This is a genomic window from Actinomadura terrae (genome assembly GCF_022751215.1).
Taxonomy (GTDB): Bacteria; Actinomycetota; Actinomycetes; order Streptosporangiales; family Streptosporangiaceae; genus Spirillospora; species Spirillospora terrae.
The window spans coordinates 1-21,733 of record NZ_JAICDG010000001.1 but is presented as its reverse complement, the minus strand read 5'-3'; the positions used below and the strand labels follow the sequence as shown (position 1 = coordinate 21,733).

Here is a 21,733-nt window from a genome sequence, read left to right as displayed (position 1 = left end):
CCGCGCCGCTCGCGGGCGTTCCCCGGCGGGGCGGGGCACATATGATCATGGTGGGCGCGGAACCGGGGGAAGGGCGGGACATGGCAGTGCGTCCGACCCGGCGGACCCGCGCGGTCCGCGCGACCCGCGCCGTGGCCGCGATCGGCCTTCTGGGCGGCGTCACGGCCCTCCCGCAACCGGCCTCGGCCGCCGCCGCCTCGGCCGCGGGGCGTCCGAAGACCGCCTTCACCATCGCCGACCCGCGGATCACCGAGTCCAGCGGGCTCGCGGCCAGCGCCCGGCATCCGGGCGTCGTCTACACCCACAACGACTCCGGCGGCGTCCCGCGGGTCTACGCGCTCGGCCCGGACGGGCGGGTCCGCGCCGTCCTGACGCTGGCGGGGGCGGGCGCCCGCGACTGGGAGGCCATGGCGCTCGGCAAGGACGACCAGGGTCGTCCCGCGATCTACGTGGCCGACATCGGCGACAACCTCGGCGGCGCGTGGCCGTACGTGACGATCTACCGGATTCCCGAGCCCGCGCAGCTGCGGACGCAGATCATCCAGGCGACCCGGTTCCGGATCAAGTACGCCGACGGCCCCCGCAACGCCGAGACCATGATGATCAACCCGAGGACGAACCGGGTCTACATCGCGAGCAAGCTGTTCTCCGGCAAGCTGTACGAGGGGCCGGAGCGGCTGCGCACCGGCGGCTTCAACGTCATGCGCAAGGTCGGGGGCGCGCCCGCGATGGCGACCGACGGCGCGTTCTCCCCCGACGGCCGCACCTGCGTCATCCGCACCTACTTCGGCGCGCGGATGTACACCGTGGACTCCGGCGGCAGGCCCGGCAAGTCGCTCGGGTCGGTGTCGATCCCGTTCCAGGGGCAGGGCGAGTCGATCACCTACACACCCGACGGGCGGTCGTTCCTCGCCGGTTCGGAGGGGAAGAACCAGCCAGTGTTCCAGGTGCCGGTGCCGGACAAGGCGAACCCGTCGGCGTCCCCGAGCGGCAAGGCCGGGGACAAGGGCGGGTCCGGGGACGCCAACGCCGACGAGGGCCACAAGAGCCCCCGCGACGTCCGGGTGGGGCTCATGCTCGCGCTCGCCATCGCCGGAGCCGTCTGCTACGGCCTGTTGCGCAAACACCGCGAAGGCCGATGAGCCGGAAACGGATCGCTGAAGGAGGGGACGGTCCCGCCGGGACACATGTGAGGATGCGGACTGTGGAGCATGAGCTGGTGGGCCTCGCGGGTCCCGGCGGGCGGTGGCGGCCCGTCGCGGCCGGACCGTTCGCCCTGCTGGCGGTGGCGCTCGCGCTGCTGCCGATCCGCCCGGTGTGGCTGTGGGCGGCGCTGATCGGCGCCGTCGCGGCGATCCCGTGGCTGCTGGGCGCGGCGCCCGAGGCGCGGCGCCGCCGGCCCCGGCCCTACTGGCGGCTGTCGGCGGACGGGCTGGAGCGGATCGGCCCCGGCGGGCTGAGCATGCTCAGCTACGAGCGGTCCCGGATCGACGGGCTGGCGATCACCACCGGCGACGGCGTGCTGACCGTGTTCCACCGGTTCGGCCGCACGGCGGTCGGCGGGCTGACCACGATGGGGCTGGAGCCGCTGACGGTGTTCGTGACCGCCCGGCGGATCGGTATCCCGATGCACGTCCTGGACGGGGAGGCCTCCGACCTGCTCGACCCGGCGCTGGACGAGGCGCTGCGCGCGGGCGGCCTCGCGGCCGACGTCCCGCCCGGCGGGCCGCTGCCGCGCGACCACGCCGCCGAGAAGCGCCTTCTGGACCAGGAGGCCGCGCTGCTGGCCGCGGCGCACGAGCCGCCGCGTCCGGCGGTTCCGGGCGCCGGTGGGCCGGGTGACGCCGGGCTGCGGCTGGACGCGGCGGCGCCGCCTCCGAGCAGGCGCCGGATCGCCGTCCTCGGGTCGCTGGCGGGGCTGCTGGGCGCGTTCATGGTCGCGCGGATCGCGGTGGAGGGCGCGGCCGGGTTCGGGGCGCGGCTCGCGGCCGCGTGCTGGGCGCTGGCCGCGATCGCGGGCGTCCTCGGCGCCCGGCGGCGGCTGCTGCGCGCCGCGCCGGTCCGCTGGACGATCACCGTCGACCGGCTGGCCGTGCGGGGCCGGGCGGGCCGCCGCGGGATCGTGGAGCTGCCGTCGGCGGCCGTCGCGGCCGTCGTGGTCGGCCCCGGGCTGCGGCTCGACCCGCTGACCGGCGAGCCGCGCCGCGCCGACCTCGCCGCGCTGGTGTTCGGGCACCGGCTCGAACTGCTCGCGCGGCTGCCCGCCCACGGCCTGGACGGCTTCCAGCTCGCGCACGCCCTCGACGACCACGGCTACCGGGTCGTCACGCCGGGGGCGCGGCCGCCGCGCCGTCCCGAGTACGGGCTCGAAGGGCTCCCGGAGATCTTCGCGCAGGTGCCCGGCGGGCGGCTCGTCGTCGAGGGCGGCGGGCTCGGCTGGGCGGACGCGGCGGGCGACGTCGTCCTGCGGATGCCCGAGGACCGCATCGGCGGCATCGAGTTGCTGACGATCGGCGGGCACGCGTGGGTGCGGCTCTACGACTCCGACGGCGACGAGTTCTTCGCGGCGCCGCTGTCGGCGCTGCGGATCTCGCGGACCGACCTGCGGGAGTCGGCGCGGCGGGCGGGCCTGCCGGTCAACGACGCCGAGTACGACGCCTACCTGAGCGCGGCGTTCCACTCGGCGGTGACGCCGTTCGCCGTCCCGGCGCCGGAGAGCGAGGTCGCCGGGGCGACGGCGGCGCTGCCGTCCGGCGGCGAGGGCGGCGTGCTGCCCGCCGACGAGCGGACGACCGACGAGTTCGCGGTCGCGATCCCCGCGCCCCCCGGGCCGGTGACGGCGCCGGGGACGCTGCTGGACGCGACCCGCAAGTCCCGCGCCGGGACGTACGGGATGAGCGTCCTGCTGTGCGAGGCGGTCGCGCTGATCGGCGCCGCGTGGCTCGGCCCGGAGCTCGGCGGGTTCGGCGCGACGGCGAGCTGGTCGGTGCCGGTGGGGCTGCTGGTCGGCCTCGCGGGCTACTGGCTCTACGACCGGAACCGGTCGCAGCTGCGGGTGTCGTCGGCCGGGCTGGCCGTCGTCACCCGGCGCGGCCGGGTCGAGTGGGACCTCGGCCGCGACCGCATCGGCGGCGTCGGCATCGACGAGGCGGCCGAGCGGATGCCCCGGCTCGTGGTGTGGAACCCGTCCGGGCGGGTGCTGCGGCAGGTGACGTTCCCGCCCGACCTGGACGAGCTGCGCCGCGCCTGCGAGCGCTACGGCGTCCCCTGGGGCCCGCCCGACGAGGACCGCCCGGCCCCGCCGCCGCCCGAACTCTAAGTGCGCAGGGACCAGGTCTTGAGGGACTCGTAGGTGACCTGGGTGTACTGCTTGCCAGGGAGATGGCTGCGCATGAGGTGGACGGCGTCGGCCGTCCACGGGCCGGACGCGAAGGCCGACAGCGACTCGATCAGGGGCCGCACGTCCACGGGCTGGCGCGAGCGGGCCAGCGTGACGTGCGGGCGGAACGTCCGGTGCTTGTCGGGCGGCGACCCGGCGCGGCGTCCGGCGGCGGCGACGGACGCGGCGAGCCGGGCGAGCCTGCGCCGGTCGCCGTAGAGGCCCGTCCAGAGGACGCGGGCGTGCGCGCCGCTCCCCGGGAACGCGCCCGCGCCCGCGAGGGACAGCGACAGGCGTTCGTGGCGTCCCGCGGCACGTTCCAGTCTCGGCAGCAGGCGGTCCAATGTGCGGTCGTCGACGTCGCCGAGGAAGGCCAGCGTCACGTGGACCAGCTCGCGGCGGATCCACCTCAGCTCGGGCATGTCGCCCAGGAGCGGGCGGACGGCCTCCTCCAGCTCGTCGAGGACGTCCGGTGGCGGTACGAGCGCCACGAAGAGCCTCATGGGAGCGTCCGGTGAGCCACCCGGCCAGCTTTTCAGCAGGCGGCCCCCGTTGTCACGCGGACGGGCGGCGTCACCCCTCGGCCGCCTCGGCGGGCCCGGGCGCCGCGTCCTCCCTGGCCCGGGCCAGGCGCACCCGCGCGAGCGCCGGGCGGATCGTCCCGCGCGGAGCGGCGAAGAGCCCGACGACGAGCGCGGTCACGACGCCGACCATGCCGCCGAGGACGATGCTCGTGCGCGCCCCCCATTGCTCGGCCATCCAGCCGACGGCGGGGGCGCCCAGCGGGTTCGTCCCGAGGAACACGAACATGTACAGGCCCATCACCCGGCCGCGCATCTCCGGCGCGACGCTGAGCTGGATCGTCGAGTTCGCCGCCGTGGTGATCGTCATCATCGCGATCCCGGTCGGCACGAGCAGCACCAGGAACGACCAGTAGGTCGGCATCAGCCCGGTCGCGACCTCCAGCACGCTGAAGATCAGCGCCGCGCCGACCAGCAGCCGCAGCCGGGGCCGGGACGCGCGCCGCGCGGCCAGCAGCGCGCCGGTCAGCGCGCCGAGCGCGAGCATGCTGGAGGCGAGGCCGAACGAGGTCGCGCCGGTGTGGAAGACCTGCTTGGCGACCAGCGCCGTCGTCGTCGGGAAGTTCATGCCGAACGTGGCGATGAACCCGATGAGCACGAGCACGAGCATCAGGTCGCGGCGGCCGCGCACGTAGCGCAGGCCCTCGCGGAGCTGGCCCTTGGCGCGCTTCACGGGGGCGGCGGGGTGCAGCTCGTCCTCGCGCATCGCGTAGAGGCCGAACAGGACGGCGCCAAACGAGGCCGCGTTCAGCAGGAACACCGGCCCGGTGCCGAGCAGCGCGATCAGCACCCCGGCGACCGCCGGGCCGAGCAGCCGCGCGCCGTTGAAACTGGCGCTGTTGAGCGCGATCGCGTTGGGCAGGTCGCGCCGGCCGACCATCTCGACGACGAACGCCTGCCGGGTCGGGTTGTCGACGACGGTCGCGACGCCGAGGCCGAACGCCAGCACGTACACGTGCCAGACCTGCGCGCTCCCGGTCACCGCGAGGACGCCGAGGATCAGCGCGAGCACGCCCATCGCCACCTGCGTGAGCATCAGCACGCGGCGCTTGGGGTAGCGGTCGGCGATCACCCCGCCCCACAGGCCGAACAGCAGCATCGGCAGGAACTGGAGGCCGGTGGTGATGCCGAGCGCGGTGCCGCTGCCGTGCGCGAGGTCCAGGACGAGCCAGTCCTGCGCGACGCGCTGCATCCACGTGCCGGTGTTGGAGACGACCTGCCCGGCGCTGAACAGCCGGTAGTTGCGGTTGCCGAGGGACCGGAACATGCCGCCGGTCTCGGACACCGGCGGCTCGGGTTCGGCGGGTTCGGCCGGCTGCTCGGGGAGGGAGGGTTCTTGTGGGGGGACGGGCTTGGTGCCGATCTTTTGGAGCGTTCCGGGCGTCACGCTGGGAGCAGGGTTCCGGAGCGCGACGCCCCGAGGGCCGCCCGCGGCGGCCCCGGTGCTGCTCCCTGGATCATCGTTAGCCAAAGTCATTATCAAGGCTAACGATAATCACGGCACGGCTATTCCGGCAAGAGAGACATGTATGACATGTCAGGATCTGCTGAGCTTGTCGATGATCGGGGCGGCCTGGCGGAGGATCTCGCGCTCGTCCTCGGTCAGCTCGCCGAGCCGCCGCGACAGCCACGCCTCCTTGCGGCGCCGCTCCTCGCGCAGCAGGGTCGCGCCCGCCTCGGTCGCGCTCAGCACGGCCTGGCGCCCGTCGGTCGGGTGCGGGCTGCGCACGACGAGCCCGCGCTCCTCCAGGAACGCGATGACGCGGGTCATCGAGGGCGGCTGGACCTTCTCGTGGTCGGCCAGCTCGCGCGGGGTCATCGAGCCGTGCCGCTCGATGGCGGCGAGCGTGGCGAACTGGGTGAGCGACAGCGGGCCGGGGACGTGGTCCCCCGGCGCGGTGCGCAGCGTGCGCAGCCGCCGGGACAGCCGCGCGATCGAGATGCGCAGCTGCTCGGCCAGCCCGGGGACGGACGCCGCGCGCCCGTCTGTCGTCGGCGTGGTCATCGTCATCGCTCTCCAAGGTCCATGCTCGCCCCGCCGCCCTCCTTGACACTTCAAGGCTAAGTTTATTAGCTTAGAAGCTATCGCTATTAAGGAGGTTGGATGCCGCGCGCAGGTCTGTCACCGGACGCGGTCGTGGACGCCGCCATCGCCATCGTGGACGCCGAGGGCCCCGGTGCCCTCACGCTGGCCGCGGTGGCGGGGAGGGCCGGGGTCGCGACGCCCTCCCTCTACAAGCATGTCCGCAACCTGGCCGAGTTGCGACTTCTGATGACGGTCCGGGTGATGGAAGAGCTTACGGAACGCCTCGGCGAGGCCGCCCTGGGGCGCTCCGGAGACGACGCGGTACGCGCCGTGATGCGCGCCTACCGCTCCTATGTCGTGGAGCACCCGAGCCGGTACGCGTCCATGGAGCAGTCCGCCGCGCCCGAGGGCAAGGTGGACGCCGCCGGGGAGCGGCTCCTGGGCGTCATCCTCGCCGTCCTGCGCGGTTACGACCTGGAGGGGCCCGCGCTCGTCCACGGGGCCCGCTGCCTGCGCTCGGCCGTGCACGGTTTCGCCGTCCTGGAGGCGGCGGGCGGTTTCGGCCTGCCGGACGACCTGGAGGCGAGCTACGAACTGCTGATCACCATGGTCACCGGGGGACTCCCCCGCGCTCGTGGCTGACCTCGTCCTCCGCGTAACCTGATCTCCATGACCCGACCGCGCCTCCCGGACCCGCCACCGATGCGGACCAACGACGTCCGCATCGCCGCCGTGGGCACCGCCGCCTGGGCGGTGGCGCTGGTCGTGCTGCTGATCGTCCGGCTGCCGTCCGGCGACCGCTGGTGGCTGTGGGTGTGCGTCGCCGGGATCGCGATCGGCGCCTTCGGCATGTGGTACACCCCCCGCCTCCAGGCGGGACGCGCCCGCCAAGAGGAGCGCGGCGCCGAACGCGGAACGAAGCCGGCGGGCTGAAGCGTGTTTCAAAGTGGCCTCAGCCGTCACGCGAGCGCGTAGCTGAGCGGTGGGGCCGAAGCCGGAGGCGAGGCCCCACCGCGAAGATCGCGAAGCGATCCGCGCCCGCAAAGGCACGGTCACGGCCGCGAGCCGCCAGGCGAGCGGCCGTGGGCCGGGACTTCAATAAACTACGGCTCCAGCTCGGATTCGGCCAGTAGGACGGGGAGGGCCTCGGGGTCGCGCAGGACGGCCTCGGCCAGGAGGCGGTCCTCCCAGCTTCCGCTCGTCCAGGCAAGGGCGCGGGCGAGCCCGGCCAGACCGCTCGCGTGGACGCCGCCGTCACCCGTCCACCAGGGGACGTCCACACCGTCCACGACGAGGCGTTCGTGCGCGACGTACACGGGCGGCGCGTCCGGCAGCACGGCGAGGACCTCCGGCGGGACGGGCCGCTCCTCCCCCGCCGACTCGACCTCCCCCGCGACCTCCGTGCTCGCCAGGGGCAGGTCCAGGAGGTCGGCGAGCCTGGCGTCGCGGCCGTGCGCGGCGATGACGAGGGGCGAGGCGAGCAGCAGCGGCAGGACGTCGGGCCGGTCCAGCACGAACGTGTCCAACGCGTCCGCGACCACGACCTCGTCGCCGACCACGGCGCGGATGCGGTTCGGCGGTTCCACGCTGATGTCGGCGCTCTCGGCGCTGTCGGCCAGGGCGGTCCAGAGGGCGCCCAACTGGAGGCGGCCGACGCTGCGTTCCGGGTCGGAGAGCCGGTCGAGAAGCTCCTGCGCGCCTCCGGGTTCGTGCAGCAGATCCAGCAGGGACGTGCGGACGCCCAAGGCCAAGAGCAGTCGCTCGTCCAATCCCTCCGGCGCGACGTCGTACAGCCCTGCGAGCGCGTCGCCTCCGCCTGGAAGGCGGTACTCGCCCGGCCTGCGTCCGTCCAGGACGGGGTGACGGCTCAGCCACCACGCCGTATACGACGGGACGGTGACGCGGCGCCCGTCATGCGTCATCGCATGCGCGGGTTCGACGATCGCGGCCCGCCAGGGAGGCCGCGCCAGCAGACTCAGGGCGGCGGGCCAGTCCTCGACCAGTTCCAGATCGCGGACCGCCTGGAACTCCGGGACGACCGGCGGCAGGTCCTGCGGGCCGATGCGGGCGAGCACGTCGTCGGCCCAGCGGTCCTCGTCGTCCAGGTCCAGGGTCTCGGCCTCGTCGGCGAGGCCCGGCAGGTTCACGTCCTCCTCGCGGGCCAGGGCGAAGCCGTCCAGCACGCCCACCGCCGCGAGCGTCTCGGCGCCCCAGCGCTCCAGGGTCGCGCCGTCCACGACGCCGAAGGGCGCGTCGTCGGCCATCACGGCGCGCAGTGGGCTTTCCGGCAGGAGAAGCTCTCCCGCAGGGTCGTGTTCCCCGTCGTCGGCCGGGAGCGCGAGGGCGGAGAGCCACGGTTCCTCGCCCGGGTCCAGGCGCGCGGCGGCGACGAGCCCCAGCACCGCCTCGGCGACCGCGTCCGGGTCCTCGGCGTCGAGCGAGTCCTCCACGGCGGCCCGCACCGCCGGATCGGCCAGGACGGCGCGCGGCCCGGCCTCGACCGCGCCGAGCCTGGACAGCAGCGGGTGGACGGCCTCGGGATGGACGAACCGCAGTCCCAGCGCGTCCAGGCCCGCCGGGTCGACCTCGTCGGCGATCAGCAGCCCGCGCGGGCCGCGGACGGTCCGCGCCGCCCCGCCGTTCGCCAGCGGCACCGGGAGGGCCCCCAGAGCGTCCGTGGCGGCCCCGGCGAGCGCCTCGTACACCCGGTGCCACCATGCCGGTTCGCGGTCCACAGCGGCCAGCTCGTCGACTACGTCCGCCAGCTCGACCCGCCGGACGCCGAGCGCCGCCAGCGCCGGGCTCCGCGCGGGCCACTCGGGCGGCAGCAGCCCGGCGAGCACGCCGTCCTCGGAGAGCAGGTCCACGAACGGGGACGGCGCGTCCAGCGCGACCGTGTCGCGGCCCCGCGCGCGGTGCGGCAGGAGCGGCGCGTCGGGCAGCCGCCCGAGGACGGCCCGCCTGATCCGCCCGTCCAGTTCCCCCGCCCCGATCGGGGTGGGGACGAGCTCAAGCAGTTGCGGCGTCGCCGCACGCCCCTCCATGAGCCGCACATAGGTTTCGGCGGCACGCTCCACGAGAAAGTCGGTGAGCGCGCCGGGCGCGACATGGCGCCGGTCGGGGGCTAGCGGAAACGACGCTATGAGGAGCGCGGGCAGGTCAAGGCGTTCGTCACTGGGCGTCGGCGCATGCACAACCGCAGGCGTCCCCTGGGGAAGACCGCCCTCGGGCAGGGCCCATCGCACCTGCCACGCCGCGCGGGCACGTTCCTCTGTGGGCCGGTCGGCGAGAAGCTCCGCCGGGACGGTTCCGTGCGCCTCGGCGGTACGCCAGACGGCTCCGTCGATGGTGACGGTGCCCTGGGGGCCGTGCTGGGCGTCGACCGTCCGGACGTCCCCGTCCGCATCGACCTCCACGCTCTCCAGCGCGGGCAGGGCCAGCATGAGCGCGGGACCGACCTGCTCCAGCTGCCGCCGCACCCCGTCCACGGCCTCCGCGCGCAACGGCAGCCGGACGACGGTGTCGAACCCCTCGGGGACCTCCGGAGGCGCGTCGAGCGCGAACGGCAACCGCAACAACGGCACCTGCCCTGAGCGCCGCCCGAGCTCGTCCGCGAGCGACGGGACCCCGGCCACCAGCTCCCGCGCGCGCTCCGCCGACCACTCCACCCCGCCCCCGGCTGACGCGATCACGGGATTCGCCGTGACCGAGACGACCGCCGCGAACCCGACTCCGAACCGGCCGACCGCACCCGCCTCGTCCCGCTTGGCGGACGCGCGGAGCGTCGACAACGCCTCGACCCCCGCCGCGTCCAGCGGCGCCCCGGCGTTCGCCGCCTCCAGCACCCCGTTCCGCAGCGTCAGGCGCAACCGTCCGGGCACACCGGCGCGGACGGCCGCGTCGGCGGCGTTCTGCGCCAGCTCCACCACGACGCGGTCGCGGTAGCCGCCGAGGGCGTGGTCCTCCTCGGTGTTGGCGTCCTCGCGAAACCGCGCGGGCGACTCCGCCCAGGCCCGCAGCACCCGCTCCCGCAGCCCCCGCGCACCGAACAGATCCGGCCCGTCGCCCACCGGACCCTCCCTCCCCCGCAGAAAGCCCAGATCCTAGGGCCTGTTCACAGCCGCCTCAGCCGACACGCGAGAGCGTTGCCCGCCCGCCGGGGATGCGGGGCCGCACGGACACAACCCGGGGCTTCGTCAGGTCAGCTGTGGCCGAGGGCCTCTTCGTCCTGGATCTCGGCCTCCTCGGCCGCCGGGGCGCCCGCCGGGACGACGTCGTAGCCCAGCTCGTCGATGATCGGCGGCCCGTGCTCGGACGCCGCCGGGATCGACACCGCCTCGGAGTGGGCGCCGCAGCCGTGGTCGGCCGAGACGACGCGGCCGTCGTCGGGCGCGTACTCGTTGGCGCACACGCCGAACATCTGCCGCAGGCCTCCGGCCAGCGCCACGAAGAAGCCGCAGGTGGAGCACTGCGCGGGCGCGGACGCCGCGATCGAGGCGCGCGGCCCGGCGACGCCGTCGTACCAGCGCGCGGCGGCCTCGTCGCGGCCCTCCCGCGACAGCACCCGCACGCGGCCGAGGCCGAGCTCCCAGCCCGACTCCCGCTCGACCGACTCGTCGACCTCGGTGTACCCGGGGACGAGCCGGACGTCGTCCGGCGCGGTCGGCAGCAGGTCGCCGGGGCCGAGGTCGCCCGGGCGCAGCCGCTCCAGCCACGGCACCCACGGCGGCGCGAGCAGCGCGTCGTCGCCGGGCACCAGGACGCACTCGCTCACCGTCACGGCCTTGGCACGGGACGCGCGGGTCACGGTGACCGCCCAGCGCCAGCCCCGGTAGGCCGGGTCGAGCGACTCGAAGGAGTGCGTGACCACGCGGTCGCCCTCGGACCGCAGGCCGAGATGCTCGCCGACCGGCGCCGGATGGGCGGTCTCCTCGGCGGCCTCGCGGGCGAGGTCCACGGCCTCGGCGCACGCGGCGTCGACGGCGGGGGTCCGGGCGCGGCGGGCGGGCCCGGCGGCGGTGCGCGCGGCGGCGGATCGCGCGGGGCTGGTCTGGCGCAGTGGGCTCACACCCCAATTCTCGCGCATCCCGGGACGTGGCCGAGCACGACACGGTCCGTGACCGGCCCGAACGGCATCCGTAAGCACCGGCTGCGCGGTTCGCCGCGCCCGTACAGACGGAGGTGAGCCGGGCGCGAGGAAGGGAACGTACCCTCAATTGAGCCACTCCGACGGCCCATCTCGACGAGGACCGCGGGCACCGTGCCTGCGGACGAGCACATTGGGGAGATCAAGCCGCAATGGGAGACCGGTCCCACCCGATCGGGCGGTCGGCGCGCGCCGGTGCCGGCGGCGCGGCGCGGGCGCTGCGCGGCGTGCGCTCGGCGGCGGCACGGACCGGCGGCCTGACCCGTCGCGTCACGCACGCCCACGGCGCCGGGCGCAGCGGCCTCGGCAGCCTGGTCGAGGCGGCGGCGCTCAACTCCGCGGGCGACGCGCTGGTCGCGGTCGCGCTCGCCGGGTCGCTGTTCTTCGGGCTGGACGTCCACCAGGCGCGCGGCCAGGTCGCCCTGTACCTGCTGGTGACGATGGCGCCGTTCGCGCTCGTCGCGCCGCTGATCGGGCCCGCGCTCGACCGGACGCGGCACGTCCGCCGGTACGCGATCGCCAGCTCGTTCGTCATCCGCGGCCTGCTGTGCTGGGCGATGGCGGGCGCCGTCCTGCACAGCGACGAGGTCACGTTCCTGCCCGCCGCGTTCGGCGTGCTGGTGCTGTCCAAGGCGTTCGGGGTGCTGCGGGCGGCGGTGACGCCCCGCGTCCTGCCCGACCAGATCACGCTCGTGACCGCCAACGCCCGCGCCTCGTTCACCGGACTGATCGCCGCCACCATCACCGCGCCGGTCGCCGCCGGGATCACCGCGCTCGCCGGGGCCGACTGGACGCTGCGCATCGCGACGCTGGTCTTCATGCTCGGCGTCGTGTTCACGATGCGCCTGCCCGGCCACGTCGACACCCCCGAGACCGAGCTGGCGGCGGAACGGGCGGCCGGCCGTCCTGAGGACGAAGCCGCACCCGAGCACGACACCGGCGAGCCGGCCGCGCCGCGCCCGCAGTGGCGGGTGTTCCCGCGCCTCGGCCCGGCCGTCGTCGAGGCGATGCTGGCGAACTCCGTCCTGCGCGCGTTCTCTGGCTTCCTGATCCTCTACCTGGCGTTCCTGCTGCGCCAGGAGCGGTTCGACCCCATCTCCCACAACGTCGCGCTGGGGCTGCTGGCGGCGTTCGCGGGCGCGGGCGGCCTCGCCGGGACGGCGCTCGGCGCCTACATGAAGGCCCGCGCGCCCCGGCTGATCGTCTCGGCGACGCTCGCCGCCGTCACCGTCGTCACGGCCGTCTCCGCCGCGTTCTTCGGCCTGTGGGCGGCGCTCGCGGTGGCGCTGGCGGCCGGTCTCGGCCAGGTCCTCGGCAAGCTGTCGATGGACGCGGTGGTGCAGCGGGAGATCGGCGAGGAGATGCGCTCGTCCACGTTCGCGGTCTCCGAGACCCTGCACCAGCTCGCCTGGGTGATCGGCGGCATGCTCGGCCTCGGCATGTCGATCATCGCGGACGGCCGGGTCGCGATGGCCGTCGTCGCCGCCGCGCTCGCGCTGGCGTTCGCGCTGCTGGTGTCGCGCCGCGCCGAGGGCCGCCGCCGCGAACGCCACCCCGGGCACCCGCCGCTGGACGGCGCGCACCCCCCGGAGGTCCGCACCTGAGCGCGGACCCCGGGGGGGCAGGGATCAGGGGTGCAGGTCGTCGGCGACCGCCCGGAGCACCGTCGCGATCTTCTTCGCCTCCGCCGGGGCCGGGTGCTTGCCCCGCCGGTAGGTGGTGGAGATCCCGTCCAGCAGCTTGATCAGGTCCTCGGTGATCAGCACCATCTCGTCGGGTTTCTTGCGCCGCTGCTTGGCGATGGTCTTCTCGACCGAGGGCAGGGTGTCCAGGACCCGCACCGACAGCGCCTGCTGCCCGCGCCGCCCCTCGACCACCCCGAACTCGATGCGCTGGCCCGGCTTGAGCGTCGTCACCCCGCCCGGCAGGGCCGAGGAGTGCACGAAGACCTCACCGCCGTCGTCGCGGGTGAGGAAGCCGAAACCCTTGTCGGGGTCGTACCACTTGACCTTGCCAGTCGGCACCGGAGACCTCGTCTAGTAATCGTCATGAATTGGCCCCAAGATTAGTGCCTCGCCACGACCCGGTGAACACGAATATCCGCCGGTGGATCAGCCGAGCCGGAACCCGTCGAGCCAGCCGGGGAAGGGCCGCAGGTCCGGCAGGACGACGTCGGCCCCGTAGGCGACGAGAGCGTCGGAGTCGAACGAACCCGTCGCGACCGCCACCGCCACCGCCGAGGCGGCCCGCGCCGCGTCCACGTCGCCGGTGTGGTCGCCGATGTAGGCGCGCGCGCCGTGCTCGCGCAGCGCGACGCCCTTGTCCGCGCCGAACAGGCCGCCGACCACGGCGTCCACCTCAAGACCGAGGTACCGGACGGTCCGCTCGGTGTCGGCCTGGTTCTTGCCGGACACGACGATGATCCGCCCGCCGCGCGCCCGCACCGCCTCCAGCGCCGCGACCGCGCCCGGCATGACCACGGTCGCCGGAACCGCGACATCGGCGTAGATCGCCCGGTAGCGTGCCGCCATCGCGGGGACGTCGCCGGGCGGGAACCAGTACGCGAGTTCGACCTCCAGCGGCGGCCCGATCCGCCGGACGACCTGCGCGGTGTCGATGGGGACGCCGGTCTCGGCGGCGAGCGCCGCGTACACGGCGCTGATGCCGGCGCGGGTGTCGGCCAGCGTCAGGTCGAGGTCGAAGCCGACGGCGGGCACGCCACCGCCGTTCTGGGAGGTGGAGCGGATTCGCGAGGAGGAGAGGTCCGGCACGCCACACAGGGTAAAGGTCGGTCATGGTGGATAGGCCAGGCACCCGCACCGGACGCCGCCGGGGCGCGAGAACCCGCGCCCTCCCGGTAGTGGCGATGCGACGGGATCCGAGTAGGAGAGCGCGGGGACCTTCTCACGCAGGTGCCGCCCTGTCTCCCGCCGACCGGAACTGGCCTGCCCGATCGGCGAGGACGGCCACCCGTATCGCCGATATACCCGACCCGTCACCCACAAACCGCCTGACCAGGGAAAACAGAGGGCTGGAACGCCCCACCGCAGACCCAAGGGCGGCCCGTCCGGCCCCGTCCAGGAGAGCCCCATGACCGAACCACGCCCCGCCCCCGAACCATCGCCCGCCCCCGCCGAGCCGCCCGCCCCGACCGAGCCCGCCGAGCCCGCCGGCCGCACCGAGCCGCCCGACCTCACCGACCTCGTCGAGCTCGCCGGCCGCGACGAGGCCGCCGACCCCGTCGAGACGCCCAGCTACGCCGAGACGCCCGGCCGCGCCGAGACGTCCGGGCACGCCACGTCGTCGTCGGGCGGAGGACGCGCGACGTTCGTCGAGCCCCGGCCGCCTCTCGCGCGCGCGTCCTCCGAGGAGCCCGCGCGGTCCGAGGGACGACGCACCCCGTCCGGCGAACGCGAGCCGTCCGCGCGGCGCCCGCGGTTCAGGATTCGGGGGGCCGCCGTCCGGCGGCGCGCCGTGGACCTCGTCGCGACCGCCGTCGCGCTCGCCACGACGGTCGTCGTGGCGGTCCTCGCCTTCCACATCGTGTTCGTGGCGTTCGAGGCCAACACCGGCAACGAGATCGTCCGCTGGGTGGGGGCCCGCGCGCACACCCTGGCCTGGGAGTTCAAGGACGTCTTCCAGCCGTCGAACGCCAAGGTGGGGATCGCGGTCAACTACGGGCTCGCGGGCCTGGTCTACCTGGTCGCCGGCCGGGTCGCCGTCGCCGTCGTCCGCCGCCTCGGCTGACCCCGCCGCGGAGCCGCCGGAACGGGCACCCCATCCCGGAGGTCAGGAAACCGTCACCCGGCCGCAGCAGGTCAGTCGCCCTCGCGTCCCGGGAAACGGACGGTCTCGAAGGGCCATGCCGTCGTGACCCATTCGCGGACGAACACGTCCAGGTCCTTCTCCAGCGTGGAGTTCTCCTCGTCGGCGCGCACCCAGAACACGACCACCGCGTCGGCGTCCGGGGTGTCGGACGGGGCGACGTGGATGCGGCCGAGCTGGCGCTCCCCGTCCGGCGTGATCACGACGTAGCTGAAGGACCGCCTGAGCTGGCCCTCCTTCTGGAGCCAGGCGACGTCGATGAGCGCCTGCTCGAAGGTGAACTCGCCGTCCGGCCATCCCCACTCGGGGCCGAACCGCCCGGCCAGCCGGTCCAGGCTGCCGATCACCGCACCGTAGTCCTTGACCACGTCCGACACCGTGATCGGGCGGATCTGGAAGCGCGCCCCGGCGACGAGCGTGGGGACCACGAACTCCTCGGGGAGGAAGACCCCGGGGCCCGCCTTCCGTGGAGAAACGAACATCCGTCGACCCTTCCGGCGACGCCCCTTCGGCTACGGGGCGCAGAGCACAGAACTCTAGTCGCCCCTGGCCCGGAGCGAGACAGATCAGGGATTCGGGCGTGCCGGGCGGCGGCCAGGGACCCGCAGGTCGACGATGCCCTACTGTTCTCGCGGAGGAATTCATCACCATGACGACATCTACCCGCGAGCGGATCGTGGTCGAGTCGCTGCGGCTGTTCGCCGACCGGGGTTACGCGGCCACCTCGGTCGCCGAGATCGAGGCCGCCGCGGGGCTCTCCCCGGGCGCGGGCGGCCTCTACCGGCACTTCCGGTCCAAGGAGGAGGTGCTCACCGCCGCCGTCCGCGAGCACATCGAGCGGACGCGGCGCCAGGTCGGCGAGGCGCTGGCGCACGCGACCGCGTTCGCCGACCGCCCGCTGGAGACCCGGCTGCGGATGACGTGCCAGGCCGGGCTGGCGAAGATGCGCGAGGAGCAGGACCTGATCCGGGTGCTGTTCCGCGACCTCGACCGGTTCCCGAACCTGGTCGCGGAGATGCGCGAGGGCATCGTCAACCCCCTCTACGACGGCATCGCCGCCTGGCTGGCGGCGCAGCCGGAGCTCGCGGACGCCGACGAGGACTGGCCCGCGGTCGCGGCCGTCCTCGGCGGCGCGGTCGTCAACTACTGGCTCGCGACCGAGTCGATGTACGAGCCGCCGGCGCGCGTCGACGAGAAGCGGTTCGTGCGGAGCTGGGCGCGGCTCGGGCTCGGGCTGGTGACCGTGGCGCGCACACCAGCGTCCTGAAGACACATTCCTCCCCTCGGACGGACGAACGGGACACCCACCCTGTTCGTGCTCCTACGCTGATGGGGCCCGGTATCGGCGTCCCGTGACCACGCCGCACGACACCCGGGGCCGTACGGCACCTAAGGTTGGGGAACGCATGGAGACCTACGCGGACTGGCTGCGCGCGCGAGGGGACGACGACCTTCGCGCGCTGCTGTCCGCGCGCCCGGAACTCCTGGCGCCCGTCCCCGCCGACCTGACCGCGCTCGCCGCCCGCGCCGCCACCCCCGCCGCGATCTCCCGGGCGCTGGACCGGCTCGACCGCTTCCACCTCGCGCTGCTGGAGGCGCTGCTCGTCCTGCCAGCGCCGGTGGAGGCCGGCGCGCTGGCCGCCGCGCTGGAGGCCGCCCCCGACGAGGTCGAGGCGGCGCTCGGCACGCTCCGCCGCCACGGGCTGGTCTGGGGCGAGGGCCCCCTGGCCACCGCGCCGGGCGTCCGGCAGGGCCTGCCCCACCCGGCGGGACTCGGGCCGCCCGTCCAGGAGGTCTTCGCGGGCTACCCGGCAGAGCGGCTCGGCGCGCTGGTCACCGACCTGGAGGGTGCGGCGCCGCGCGGGTTCGCCGACTCCCACCGGCTCCTGCGCCGCCTCGCCGAGCTGCTCGCGGACCCCGGCGCGCTGATCGAGGACGCCGGTCCGGACGCCCGCGCCGCGCTCGAGCAGCTCATGTGGGGGCCGCCGGTCGGACGCGTCGCCGACGCGCGCCGCCCCGTCCGGATCGGCACCGCGACCACCCCGATCGAGGCGCTCCTCGCCCGCGGCCTGCTCGCCGCCGAGGACGACCGCACGGTCACCCTCCCCCGCGAGATCGCCCTGCACCTGCGCGGCGGACGCCTCTTCCAGGACCTGTCCGCCACACCGCCGCCGCTGGGCCCGGCCCCCGGCGGGCCGCAGCCGGGCCCGCGCCGCGAGGACATGGTGGTCCGGGCCGCAGCGGGCGAGGCGTTCAACGCCGTCCGGCTCACCGAGGAGCTGCTGGAGCGCTGGGGGCTCGACCCGCCGCCCGTCCTGCGCAGCGGCGGCCTCGCCGTCCGCGACCTGCGCGCGGCCGCGACGCTGCTGGACGTCCCGGAGTGGAAGGCCGCGCTGCTCGCCGAGGTCGCCTACGCGGCGGGCCTGCTCACCCGCAGCGGCGACCTGGACGGCGAGTGGCTGCCGACCCCCGCCTACGACCTGTGGCTGATGCGCGACACCCCCGGCCGCTGGACCGAGCTCGCGCGCGGCTGGCTGAAGTCCGACCGCGCCGCCGGGCTCGCCGGGGAGCGCGACGACCGCGACCGGCTGATCAACGCGCTGAGCGAGGCGATGGTGCGCGGCAGCGCCCCGTCCGTCCGCCGGACGACGCTGGAGGTGCTCGCGGGCGCCGACCGTGGCGTGGTCGTCGACGCCGACGCGCTGCGCGTCCGGGTGGCGTGGCTGCGTCCGCGCCGGGGCGGCCCCACCCGGGATCGCCTCCTCGGCTGGACGCTGCGCGAGGCCGCCGTCCTCGGCCTCACCGGGTTCGGCGAGCTGGCCCCCTTCGCCCGCGACCTGCTGAACGGCGACGACCCCGAACCCGTCCTGGAGAAGTACCTCCCCGCGCCCGTCGACAAGATCGTCATCCAGGCCGACCTGACCGCGATCGCGCCGGGCCCGCTGGTCACCGAGCTCGCCCGGGAACTGGCGCTCGCCGCCGACGTGGAGTCCACCGGCGGCGCGACCGTGTACCGCTTCACGGCCGAGTCCCTCCGCCGGGCGCTGGACGCGGGCCGCACCGCCGCCGACGTCACCGGCCTGCTCACCCGCCACTCCGCGACGCCGCTGCCGCAGCCGCTGACCTACCTGATCGACGACGTCGCGCGCCGCCACGGGCACCTGCGCGTCGGGTCCCTGTCCTCCTACGTCCGGACGGACTCGCCCGCCACGCTCGACGAGATCCTCGCCGACCGCCGCTCCGACCCGCTGCGCCTGCACCGGCTCGCGCCGACCGTCCTCGCGTCGAGCCTGCACCGCGCCGAACTGCTCGACGCCTTCCGCGCGATGGGCCTCGCGCCGGTCGCCGAGTCCCCGGGCGGCGGCGTGATCGTGACCCGGCCGGACGCGCAGCGCTCCGACCCGCCGCCCACCGCCGAGATCGTCCGGGTCCGCCCCGGCGAGACGGCGGACGACACGATGATCTCCGCGGCGGTGCGGGCCCTGCGCGCGGGCGACGAGGCGTCCCGGCACGGCGCCGAACAGGCCAGGCTCCGCGCGGACGCCCCCGCCGGCGACCCGCCGCGCTCCCCCGCCATGGCGACCATCGAGCGGCTCCGCGCCGCCGTCGAACGCGGCGGCCGCGTCTGGATCGGCTACCTCGACCAGCAGGGCCAGGCCTCCAGCCGCATCGTGGAACCCGTCCGCGTCGAGGGCGGCTTCCTCACCGGCTTCGACGCCACCCGCGCCGCCGTGCACCGGTTCGCGCTGCACCGCATCACCGGCGTCTCCGAACTGGACGACCCCGCCACCTGACACCGGGGCCCGGGGCTCGGCCGGCTTCGGTCGGACGGAACCGGCGAATCACCCCGAGTGTCAAACGGAGTGACGTACCGGACCGGTAACGTGCCACCCTCGACTCGGCATCGGCCACCGAACGGAGAATGAGGGGAGGCCGCCTGTGAGCGGCTACGGAGGAAATCCGCCGCCTGGCTGGGAGGACCCCTACGGCGGGACGGGCGGCTGGGACGGCGGCGGTTACGGACCGTCCGGCGACCCTTACGGCCAGCCCCCGCCCGGCTACGGCTACGGTTACGGGCCGCAGGGCTACGGTCCCCCCGGCGTGCCCTACGGGCAGACCAGGGACGGCTCCACCATCGCGGCGCTGATCTGCAACATCATCGGGGTCGCGCTCTGCTGCAACATCCTCGCCATCCCCGGCGTCGTCCTCGCCGCGATCGCGATGGGACGCGTCCAGACCGACCCCGAGTCGGCGCGCAAGCTGACGATGTGGAGCTGGATCATGTTCGTCGCGGCCATCGTCCTCGGGATCGTCTTCGCGATCCTCTACCTCCTGCTGGAGCTCAACAGCGAACCCGACTACAGCGGCACGACCGGCGTCTGACCCCACCGGCCGAGGCCCGAACGCGCAGGTCGGACAGACCGTCCGGGAAGATTCCCCGGGCGGCGCCAGTTGAGGAAGAGGCCGCCGCGCCCGCACGCCTCGGGTAGCGTGCAGCGGCGGGGCAAGGAATCCACCACCATCCCTGACGGGGGGCTGCTTCCACGTGTCCGACGGTCCGCTCATCGTCCAGTCCGACAAGACCCTCCTGCTTGAGGTCGACCACGAGCAGGCCGACGCGTGCCGCAAGGAGATCGCGCCGTTCGCCGAACTCGAACGGGCACCCGAGCACGTCCACACCTACCGCGTGACACCGCTCGCCCTCTGGAACGCCCGCGCCGCGGGCCACGACGCCGAACAGGTCGTCGACACCCTCCTGCGCTACTCCCGCTACCCCGTCCCGCACGCCCTTCTCGTGGACGTCGCCGACACCATGGCGCGGTACGGGCGGCTGCGGCTGGAGAAGCACCCGACATCCGGGCTCGTGCTGTCCTCGTCCGACCACGCCGTCCTGGAGGAGGTGCTGCGCGCCAAGAAGATCAAGGGCATGATCGGCGACCGGATCGGCGCGGACGCCGTCCTCGTCCACCCGAGCGAGCGCGGCGCCCTCAAACAGGCCCTGCTCAAGCTCGGCTGGCCCGCCGAGGACCTCGCCGGATACGTCGACGGCGAGGCACACCCGATCTCCCTCGTCGAGGACGGCTGGGAACTGCGCTCCTACCAGCGCGACGCCGCCGACGCGTTCTGGCACGGCGGCTCCGGCGTCGTCGTCCTGCCCTGCGGCGCCGGCAAGACCATCGTCGGCGCCACCGCCATGGCGCGCGCCGAGGCGACCACGCTGATCCTCGTCACCAACACCGTCTCCGCCCACCAGTGGAAACAGGAACTCCTCCGCCGCACCTCCCTCACCGAGGACGAGATCGGCGAGTACACCGGCACGAAGAAGGAGATCCGCCCGGTCACGATCGCCACCTACCAGATCATGACCACCCGCCGGAAGGGCGCCTACGCCCACCTCGAACTCTTCGACGCCCGCGACTGGGGCCTGGTCGTCTACGACGAGGTGCACCTGCTGCCCGCCCCCATCTTCCGGATGACCGCCGACCTCCAGGCCCGCCGCCGCCTCGGCCTCACCGCCACCCTCGTCCGCGAGGACGGGCGCGAGGGGGACGTCTTCTCCCTCATCGGCCCCAAACGCTACGACGCGCCCTGGAAGGACATGGAGACGCAGGGCTGGATCGCCCCGGCCGACTGCGTCGAGGTCCGCGTCACCCTCACCGACTCCGAGCGCCTCGCCTACGCGACCGCCGAGCCCGAGGAGCGCTACCGCTTCTGCGCCACCACCGACACCAAGACCAAACTCGTGCAGGCCCTCGTCGACCGGCACCGCGGCGAACAGACCCTCGTCATCGGCCAGTACATCGACCAGCTCGACGAACTCGGCGCGCTGCTGGACGCCCCCGTCATCAAGGGGGAGACCCGTATCCGCGAACGCGAACGGCTCTTCGACGCGTTCCGCTCCGGTGAGCTGAACGTCCTGGTGGTCTCCAAGGTCGCGAACTTCTCCATCGACCTTCCCGAGGCCACGGTCGCCGTCCAGGTGTCCGGCGCCTACGGTTCCCGGCAGGAGGAGGCCCAGCGTCTCGGACGGCTGCTGCGGCCCAAGGCGTCCGGCCAGGGGGCCCGCTTCTACGCCGTCGTCGCCCGCGACACCCTGGACCAGGACTACGCCGCCCACCGGCAACGCTTCCTCGCCGAACAGGGCTACGCGTACCGGATCGTGGACGCGACCACCGTCCTGTCGGGCGACGAGATCTGAGCCGCACAAAAAACCGGTGAAATGAGAAAGGGCCCCGCCGGTAACGGCGGGGCCCTCCCATCAATATGAGTCCGGCGGCGTCCTACTCTCCCACACAGTCTCCCGTGCAGTACCATCGGCGCTGAGAGGCTTAACTTCCGGGTTCGGGATGGGACCGGGTGTTTCCCCCTCGCCAAAACCACCGAACGCTCAACGCACCACCCCAACAAAAGGTGGGCAAACCCAACGTTCGAGACCAGGCTCGAAATTCAATTATCAAACAAACACGCGGGTTCCCGTTTGTTTTCCGAGAACCACACAGGGACGCGAACACCACACAGCAACTGCGATATGTTTTGAACGTATTGTGTGGTCAAGCCACTCGGCCTATTAGTACCGGTCGACTCCACACGTTACCGCGCTTCCATCTCCAGCCTATCAACCCGATCATCAACCGGGGGCCTTACCCCACCCAAAGGTGGGAGGGAGAACTCATCTCAAGGAAGGCTTCCCGCTTAGATGCTTTCAGCGGTTATCCCTACCGAACGTAGCCAACCAGCCATGCCCCTGGCGGGACAACTGGCACACCAGAGGTTCG

18 protein-coding genes and 2 rRNA genes are annotated in these 21,733 nt (G+C 74.1%); 10 read left to right on the top strand and 10 right to left on the bottom strand.

Annotated features, from left to right (window positions below; genetic code table 11):
* The first annotated feature begins 80 nt into the window (after positions 1-80).
* Together K2F47_RS00100 and K2F47_RS00095 are read left to right on the top strand one after the other, a co-directional pair.
* Positions 81-1,142 carry a hypothetical protein gene (locus tag K2F47_RS00100; RefSeq protein WP_242900578.1) on the top strand — a complete coding sequence of 354 codons (1,062 nt, stop codon included), beginning with the start codon at positions 81-83 and terminating at the stop codon, positions 1,140-1,142.
* A gap of 62 nt (positions 1,143-1,204) precedes the next feature.
* Positions 1,205-3,319 carry a hypothetical protein gene (locus K2F47_RS00095; RefSeq protein ID WP_242900577.1) on the top strand — a complete coding sequence of 705 codons (2,115 nt, stop codon included), beginning with the start codon at positions 1,205-1,207 and terminating at the stop codon, positions 3,317-3,319.
* Here K2F47_RS00095 and thpR read toward each other — a convergent pair.
* The 3 genes from thpR to K2F47_RS00080 form a co-directional block, all read right to left on the bottom strand.
* Positions 3,316-3,882, bottom strand: a complete 567-nt coding sequence (gene thpR / locus K2F47_RS00090; RefSeq protein WP_242900576.1) for an RNA 2',3'-cyclic phosphodiesterase — start codon at positions 3,880-3,882, stop codon at positions 3,316-3,318. The two genes, K2F47_RS00095 and thpR, sit on opposite strands and share 4 nt — an antisense overlap.
* A 70-nt stretch (positions 3,883-3,952) precedes the next feature.
* Complete coding sequence (locus tag K2F47_RS00085) at positions 3,953-5,227, bottom strand: MFS transporter (protein WP_242902514.1); 1,275 nt, start codon at positions 5,225-5,227, stop codon at positions 3,953-3,955.
* A gap of 270 nt (positions 5,228-5,497) precedes the next feature.
* Positions 5,498-5,965 carry a MarR family winged helix-turn-helix transcriptional regulator gene (locus K2F47_RS00080; RefSeq protein ID WP_242900575.1) on the bottom strand — a complete coding sequence of 156 codons (468 nt, stop codon included), beginning with the start codon at positions 5,963-5,965 and terminating at the stop codon, positions 5,498-5,500.
* 99 nt (positions 5,966-6,064) lie between these two features.
* Between K2F47_RS00080 and K2F47_RS00075 the strand changes: the two genes are divergently transcribed.
* Positions 6,065-6,628 carry a TetR/AcrR family transcriptional regulator gene (locus K2F47_RS00075; RefSeq protein ID WP_242900574.1) on the top strand — a complete coding sequence of 188 codons (564 nt, stop codon included), beginning with the start codon at positions 6,065-6,067 and terminating at the stop codon, positions 6,626-6,628.
* 27 nt (positions 6,629-6,655) lie between these two features.
* Positions 6,656-6,919, top strand: coding sequence for a DUF2530 domain-containing protein (locus K2F47_RS00070; RefSeq protein WP_242900573.1), 264 nt, complete (start codon positions 6,656-6,658; stop codon positions 6,917-6,919).
* Positions 6,920-7,089: 170 nt separating this feature from the next.
* Here K2F47_RS00070 and K2F47_RS00065 read toward each other — a convergent pair whose 3' ends face one another.
* Complete coding sequence (locus tag K2F47_RS00065) at positions 7,090-10,056, bottom strand: sacsin N-terminal ATP-binding-like domain-containing protein (protein WP_242900572.1); 2,967 nt, start codon at positions 10,054-10,056, stop codon at positions 7,090-7,092.
* 131 nt (positions 10,057-10,187) lie between these two features.
* Entirely contained in the window at positions 10,188-10,943 is a 756-nt protein-coding gene (locus tag K2F47_RS00060) for a DUF3027 domain-containing protein (RefSeq protein WP_242902513.1), read from the bottom strand.
* 341 nt (positions 10,944-11,284) lie between these two features.
* Between K2F47_RS00060 and K2F47_RS00055 the strand changes: the two genes are divergently transcribed.
* Positions 11,285-12,736: an MFS transporter gene (locus K2F47_RS00055; protein WP_242900571.1), complete on the top strand. Its 1,452-nt coding sequence runs from the start codon at positions 11,285-11,287 to the stop codon at positions 12,734-12,736.
* A gap of 24 nt (positions 12,737-12,760) precedes the next feature.
* Here the strand turns inward: K2F47_RS00055 and K2F47_RS00050 are convergent, their stop codons facing one another.
* The gene (locus K2F47_RS00050) at positions 12,761-13,156 is read right to left on the bottom strand and encodes a cold-shock protein (RefSeq protein ID WP_214620263.1); all 396 of its coding nucleotides are present in this window, start codon (positions 13,154-13,156) and stop codon (positions 12,761-12,763) included.
* 87 nt (positions 13,157-13,243) lie between these two features.
* Positions 13,244-13,903 carry an HAD family hydrolase gene (locus K2F47_RS00045; protein ID WP_242900570.1) on the bottom strand — a complete coding sequence of 220 codons (660 nt, stop codon included), beginning with the start codon at positions 13,901-13,903 and terminating at the stop codon, positions 13,244-13,246.
* A gap of 319 nt (positions 13,904-14,222) precedes the next feature.
* Here K2F47_RS00045 and K2F47_RS00040 point away from each other — a divergent pair, with 319 nt between their 5' ends.
* Positions 14,223-14,879, top strand: a complete 657-nt coding sequence (locus K2F47_RS00040; RefSeq protein WP_242900569.1) for a hypothetical protein — start codon at positions 14,223-14,225, stop codon at positions 14,877-14,879.
* Between the two features lie 71 nt (positions 14,880-14,950).
* On the opposite strand, the gene K2F47_RS00035 is transcribed toward K2F47_RS00040, so the two are convergent.
* Positions 14,951-15,439: a GNAT family N-acetyltransferase gene (locus tag K2F47_RS00035; RefSeq protein ID WP_242900568.1), complete on the bottom strand. Its 489-nt coding sequence runs from the start codon at positions 15,437-15,439 to the stop codon at positions 14,951-14,953.
* A gap of 167 nt (positions 15,440-15,606) precedes the next feature.
* Between K2F47_RS00035 and K2F47_RS00030 the strand changes: the two genes are divergently transcribed.
* The 4 genes from K2F47_RS00030 (at position 15,607) to K2F47_RS00015 (ending at position 21,156) form a co-directional block, all read left to right on the top strand.
* On the top strand, positions 15,607-16,224 hold the full coding sequence (locus K2F47_RS00030; protein WP_242900567.1) for a TetR/AcrR family transcriptional regulator: 618 nt from the start codon (positions 15,607-15,609) through the stop codon (positions 16,222-16,224).
* A 139-nt stretch (positions 16,225-16,363) separates the two neighbouring features.
* Positions 16,364-18,751 (top strand): helicase-associated domain-containing protein, encoded by a 2,388-nt coding sequence (locus K2F47_RS00025; protein WP_242900566.1) that lies wholly within the window; start codon positions 16,364-16,366, stop codon positions 18,749-18,751.
* A 145-nt stretch (positions 18,752-18,896) separates the two neighbouring features.
* The gene (locus K2F47_RS00020; protein WP_242900565.1) at positions 18,897-19,340 is read left to right on the top strand and encodes a DUF4190 domain-containing protein; all 444 of its coding nucleotides are present in this window, start codon (positions 18,897-18,899) and stop codon (positions 19,338-19,340) included.
* Between the two features lie 163 nt (positions 19,341-19,503).
* Positions 19,504-21,156, top strand: a complete 1,653-nt coding sequence (locus tag K2F47_RS00015; protein ID WP_242900564.1) for a DNA repair helicase XPB — start codon at positions 19,504-19,506, stop codon at positions 21,154-21,156.
* A 69-nt stretch (positions 21,157-21,225) separates the two neighbouring features.
* Here K2F47_RS00015 and rrf read toward each other — a convergent pair.
* Positions 21,226-21,342: ribosomal RNA gene (gene rrf / locus K2F47_RS00010) — 5S ribosomal RNA — on the bottom strand.
* 162 nt (positions 21,343-21,504) lie between these two features.
* Positions 21,505-21,733 (bottom strand): 23S ribosomal RNA (locus K2F47_RS00005); the annotation flags it as partial.

Coding starts and splice junctions, on each gene's coding strand:
- K2F47_RS00100 (WP_242900578.1), top strand. CDS start 81: ATGGCAGTGCGTCCGACCCGGCGGACCCGCGCGGTCCGCGCGACCCGC.
- thpR (WP_242900576.1), bottom strand. CDS start 3,882: ATGAGGCTCTTCGTGGCGCTCGTACCGCCACCGGACGTCCTCGACGAG.
- K2F47_RS00085 (WP_242902514.1), bottom strand. CDS start 5,227: ATGTTCCGGTCCCTCGGCAACCGCAACTACCGGCTGTTCAGCGCCGGG.
- K2F47_RS00080 (WP_242900575.1), bottom strand. CDS start 5,965: ATGACCACGCCGACGACAGACGGGCGCGCGGCGTCCGTCCCCGGGCTG.
- K2F47_RS00075 (WP_242900574.1), top strand. CDS start 6,065: ATGCCGCGCGCAGGTCTGTCACCGGACGCGGTCGTGGACGCCGCCATC.
- K2F47_RS00070 (WP_242900573.1), top strand. CDS start 6,656: ATGACCCGACCGCGCCTCCCGGACCCGCCACCGATGCGGACCAACGAC.
- K2F47_RS00055 (WP_242900571.1), top strand. CDS start 11,285: ATGGGAGACCGGTCCCACCCGATCGGGCGGTCGGCGCGCGCCGGTGCC.
- K2F47_RS00040 (WP_242900569.1), top strand. CDS start 14,223: ATGACCGAACCACGCCCCGCCCCCGAACCATCGCCCGCCCCCGCCGAG.
- K2F47_RS00035 (WP_242900568.1), bottom strand. CDS start 15,439: ATGTTCGTTTCTCCACGGAAGGCGGGCCCCGGGGTCTTCCTCCCCGAG.
- K2F47_RS00030 (WP_242900567.1), top strand. CDS start 15,607: ATGACGACATCTACCCGCGAGCGGATCGTGGTCGAGTCGCTGCGGCTG.
- K2F47_RS00025 (WP_242900566.1), top strand. CDS start 16,364: ATGGAGACCTACGCGGACTGGCTGCGCGCGCGAGGGGACGACGACCTT.